General features: G+C 64.1%; 4 protein-coding genes. 1 reads left to right on the forward strand and 3 read right to left on the reverse strand.

Annotated features, from left to right (window positions below; translation table 11 throughout):
* Positions 1–220 precede the first annotated feature (220 nt).
* Positions 221–1,156 (forward strand): AEC family transporter, encoded by a 936-nt coding sequence (locus VW23_RS05395; protein ID WP_069908566.1) that lies wholly within the window; start codon positions 221–223, stop codon positions 1,154–1,156.
* Positions 1,157–1,532: 376 nt separating this feature from the next.
* On the opposite strand, the gene VW23_RS05405 is transcribed toward VW23_RS05395, so the two are convergent.
* The 3 genes from VW23_RS05405 to VW23_RS05415 all read right to left on the reverse strand — a co-directional run bounded on the left by VW23_RS05405 (position 1,533) and on the right by VW23_RS05415 (position 4,862).
* Complete coding sequence (locus tag VW23_RS05405; protein ID WP_069908568.1) at positions 1,533–2,336, reverse strand: transglutaminase family protein; 804 nt, start codon at positions 2,334–2,336, stop codon at positions 1,533–1,535.
* Positions 2,336–3,280 (reverse strand): alpha-E domain-containing protein, encoded by a 945-nt coding sequence (locus tag VW23_RS05410; RefSeq protein ID WP_069908569.1) that lies wholly within the window; start codon positions 3,278–3,280, stop codon positions 2,336–2,338. Before VW23_RS05410 ends, VW23_RS05405 begins: the two co-directional genes overlap by 1 nt.
* 163 nt (positions 3,281–3,443) lie before the next feature.
* Positions 3,444–4,862, reverse strand: coding sequence for a circularly permuted type 2 ATP-grasp protein (locus tag VW23_RS05415; protein ID WP_069908570.1), 1,419 nt, complete (start codon positions 4,860–4,862; stop codon positions 3,444–3,446).
* Positions 4,863–4,985 lie beyond the last annotated feature (123 nt).

Below are 4,985 nucleotides of genomic sequence, written 5' to 3' on the forward strand. Positions count from 1 at the left end.
AGAGGTGGATAAGAGACAGCTCTTCACCTCCCCCTTCATGGGGGACTTCGAGCCGTCCCGAAGGGCAAATCGCTCCAGTGGAGCGATTTGAGGGAAGAAGGCCATGAGAGCTACGCTCGAATGGCGAGGGAGGGGGCCGTCTCTATCAGTTAGCCCTCCCTACCATTGACCCCCGCGCCCATCCCGTGCATCAGGAAACACCTCTCCCGACCGGCCGACCATGCTCGCCATTCTCAACGTCATCCTGCCGGTTTTCGCCATGCTCGCGCTGGGCTATGGCGCGGTGCGGCTCAGGCTGTTTCCGTCCGAGGGGGTGCGTGGGCTGGTGGTGTTCGTGAACAACTTCGCGACCCCGTGCCTGCTGTTCAACGCCATGCTCAACACCGACTTCGCGACGACGTTCAACTGGGGCGTCATCGTGCCGTTTTATGTCGGGGCGATCGTGGTGTTCATCGTCGGCATCGTCGTCTCGGCGAAGCTGTTCCGCAACAAGCCGGGCGAGGCCGTCGCCTCCGGCTTTTCGGCCACCTTCACCAACACCGTGCTGGTCGGCATTCCTGTGGTGCAGCGCGCCTATGGCGATCAAGCGCTGGCCACCGCCTTCTCGATCATCGCCTTCCATGCCCCGGTGCTGATCACCGCCGGCATGATCACCATGGAGCTGCTGCGTCGCGATGGCGCGCCACTGCACAAGACGCTCGGCGTGGCGCTGATGCGGGTGGTCGCCAATCCGCTGCTCTGGGGCATCGCGCTCGGCGCCGCCGCCAACCTGATGAACGTGACCCTGGTTGAGCCGGCCGAAGCCTTCATCACCATGATGGCGGCCGCGGTCACCCCCGCCGCGCTGTTCGGCCTCGGTGGGGCGCTCAACGACTACAAGCTCAGTGACAGCTGGGGCCAGTCGCTCACTATGTCGCTGCTGAAGCTCTTGCTGCAGCCGGCCATCGCCTGGGTGATCATGGTGCCGATCCTCCACATCGACCACGATCTCGCCCGCTACGGCGTGCTGCTCGCCGCCATGCCGGCCGGCATCAACGTCTATGTCTTCGCTACCTACTACAACCGCTCCGTCCACATCGCCGCCAACAGCATCCTGATCTCGACGGTGCTGAGCCTGCTGACAGTGAGCGGCTGGCTGTATCTGCTGGGGTTGTAGTCAGCGGAGTTCTTCGGCGGCAGCAAGGAGACGCCGCACCAAACCTCGCAGCCACCGTCCGACCCGGAACATGAGGACGACGACCAGTACCATGGCGCCTGCATTCATCCAGGGCTGAATGCCAATCAATGCCTCTAACGTGGCGTGGTTAGATTGCTGTGATCGGCTCAACGCCTCCAGATCTTCCGGGGCAGGCGAATAGAGGAGCAGTCGCGTTGTTGCCGTGATCGCGGCGAGACCGGCAACTGCAAGCACCGGTGCTCTGAACCAACCCGCAGCAAGGGCGAAGCCGATAGCAACCAACCGAGGGGTTCGGCGAAGATCGTGATCAGAGACGTTACAGCCGCAATGACCAGGATCATGCCGTGGCCGGCCTCTACTGCGCCGCCTCAACGCTTATCGCCAGCACCTGCGGCTCGCCGGCGACCGGGATCGAGCGGACCGGCATGGTCGAGGTGGCGTCGAGGCCGACCGCGACACGGACGTGCCGATCGGTTGGGCAGAGCAGCAGCATCGCATCGAACCCGATCCAGCCGAGCCCATCATCCCAGGCTTCGGCCCAGGCATGCAGGGCCGGCTGTTCGCTGTCGCTGCCGTAGAGGTAGCCGGTGACATAGCGCGCCGGGATTTCCAGGGCCCGCGCCGCGCCGATGAAGCCATGGGCATAGTCGCTGGCCGGCGGGTGCACGGCAGCTGCCTGCGACTGGCTCTGGCTCTGCCCATCCTGCGTCTGGGTCTGCTCGCTGCCGCCGACCACTTCGGCGACCCGCGCCATCAGCGCGTGCAGCAAGGCGATGCGGTCTTGCCCGGTCTTCGGTGCCGCACGGAATTTTGAGGTAATCGCCCCGGCCGCCTTGGTGGCTGGGGTTGGGCGGCGATAAAGCGCCGGCGGAATGTCGCCCTGCACCCGGCCGATCACCCCATTGCGGTCGATAGTCTCGACGATCCCGGCGACGGTGATCACCAGTTCCGGGTCGGGCTTGATCTGGCTCACCAGCTGCGCCCGGTTGCCGAAGGCATCGACAAAGCTCGCCGCCTTGTCCATGCCGGGCATCTCGATCGCCCACTCGCGCACCGTTTGTGTCGGCCCGCTCACCGGCGTCAGCAGCACGTGCTGCACCCCGCGGGCCACGCCGGCGCCAAGTCCAAGGCTCATCGAATGTCGGATAGCGATCTTCATCAGTAGAAATTGTAGCTTTCGGCGAGGGCGTCCGTCATCCGGTTGTTGCGGTCGATGAACTCGGTCAGGAATTCGTGCAGGCCATGCTCAAAGATCTTGTCGACACTGGCGTCCATCACCAGCGCCGTCACCGCGTCGGCGGCGTCATGTCCGGCCGTGCGTTCGCCGTAGATTTCCTCGAGCATGTCGATGGTGCGGTTGATCCATTGCACGCAGAAAATCAGCGAGCGCGGCATTTCCGGCCTGAGGATCAGGTAGTCGGCGATGTTCCACGCCTTGTAGCGGTCGTGGTAGACGTGCCGATAGCTGCGATGCGCCGATGCTGCGCGCAGGATCATCGTCCATTGCTGGATATCGACGTCGCCGCCCACCATGGTGGCGCGTGGCAGCAGTACGTAATACTTCATGTCGAGGATACGCGCCGTGTTGTCGGCGCGCTCGACGAAATTGCCGATCTGGCTGAAGGCGTAGCCGGCATCGCGGAGGAAGGTCGAGAGCAGAGCGCCGCGATAGCGGTGGCTCACCTGCTTGACCCAGAACAGCAGCTCCTGGAGCTTGGCCCCCGAGATATCGCGCGGCCGGATGGCCGAGAACTCCAGCCACGCCGCGTTGATCGATTCCCACATCTCGGTGGTCAGCGCCGTGCGCACCGACCGCGCATTGGTGCGCGCCGCGAGGAGGCACGACTTAACCGAGGAATAGTTCTCCTCGTCGAACAGCATGTAATGCGCAACGCTCGCGACGTCGGCTTGCTTGTGCTTGAGGTTGAAGCCCTCGTCGGCCTCGGCGGCCTGCAGCATCGACACCAGGTGCTCCGAGGCGCCCCCCTCGCGCCGCGAGGTGAGGCTCATCCGGTAGCCCACCTCGAACATCCGGGCGACGTTTTCGGCCCGCTCGATATAGCGGCTGAGCCAGAACAGGTTTTGGGCGGTGCGGCCTAGCATGGCATTTGCTCCTGCCCCTCACCCGCCCTGCTGCGCAGGGCACCCTCTCCCTCAAGGGGAGAGGGGAGGCGGAGGGCGAGATCGTGCCACATCGCCCCTCTCCCCTTGAGGGAGAGGGGTGCCCGAAGGGCGGGGTGAGGGGCAGTTTGAATGGTGATCATCCTCAATCCTCCAGCACCCAGGTATCCTTGGTCCCGCCGCCCTGCGACGAGTTCACCACCAGCGAGCCCTTCTTCAGCGCCACGCGCGTCAGTCCGCCGGGGGTGATGCGGATATCGTCGCCGCACAGCACGTAGGGCCGAAGGTCGACGTGCCGCGGCGCGATCCCTTTGTCGACGAAGGTCGGGCAGGTCGAGAGCGCCAGCGTCGGCTGCACGATGTAATTGTCGGGGCGGGCGAGGATTTTCTTTCGGAATTCCTCGCGCATCGCCTTGGTCGAGGCCGGCCCGACCAGCATGCCGTAGCCGCCCGAGCCGTGCACCTCTTTCACCACCAGCTCTTCGAGATGCTCGAGCACATAGGCCCGCTCATCATCATGGGTGCAATTATAGGTGGGGACGTTTTTGAGCAGCGCCTTCTCACCAAGATAGAACTCGATGATCTCCGGCACATAGACATAGACCGCCTTGTCGTCGGCGATGCCGGTCCCTGGCGCATTGACCAGCGTGACGTTCCCCGCCCGATAGGCATCGAACAGCCCCGGCACGCCGAGCATCGAATCCGGCCGGAAGGTCAGGGGATCGAGGAAATCGTCATCGATGCGGCGGTAGATCACGTCGACCCGCTCGGGGCCCTTGGTGGTCCGCATGTAAACCTTGCCGCCGTCGACGAACAGGTCCTGCCCTTCGCAGAGCTCGGCGCCCATCTGGTCGGCGAGGAACGAGTGCTCGAAATAGGCCGAGTTATGGATACCGGGGGTCAGCACTACGAGGTTGGGCGAGCCGTGCACGCCCGCCGGCGCCACGCTCTCCATCGTCCGGCGCAGCGTTTCCGGATAGGTCTCGACTGGCGCCACCTTGTAGCGCTGGAACAGTTCCGGGGCGAGCTGCAGCATCGCCTCGCGGTTCTCCAGCATGTAGCTGACGCCCGAGGGCGTCCGCAGGTTATCCTCCAGCACGTAGAAATCGTCCGGCCCGGTCCTGACGATGTCGACGCCGATAATGTGTGAGTAGACCCCGCGCGCCGGGTCGAGCCCCATCATCTCGGGGCAGAAGGCCGAGTTGTTGAGGATCAGCTTTTCCGGGACCCGCCCAGCCTTCAGGATCTCCTGGCGGTGGTAGATGTCGTAGAGGAAAGCGTTGAGCGCCCGTACCCGCTGCTCGATGCCCTTCGACAGTCGCCGCCACTCCATCGCCGAGATGATGCGCGGGATGATGTCGAACGGGATGAGCTTTTCGGTGCCTTCATTGCTGCCGTAGACGGCGAAGGTGATGCCGAGGCGTCGGAACAGGGCTTCGGCGTCAGCCGACATCAGACCCAGGGCTTGCGGAGGCTGCTCTTTCAGCCACTCTTCCAGGATGTGGTAGGGCGCGCGGACAGAGGCATCCGCATTGGTCATTTCGTCAAACGGCGTTGCGGACATCAACTCCCAAGGGCTTGCGGCCTATCCCACTCGAGACTCATTGGTACACTTTTGCTGAAAGGCCACAAGCGGTTCGCGGAGCTATTCGCGATGGCCGGCGATCGCTGCCCGGCACCCCTGTCC

Origin of the sequence: Devosia insulae DS-56, assembly GCF_000970465.2 — a bacterium.
GTDB lineage: Bacteria > Pseudomonadota > Alphaproteobacteria > Rhizobiales > Devosiaceae > Devosia_A > Devosia_A insulae.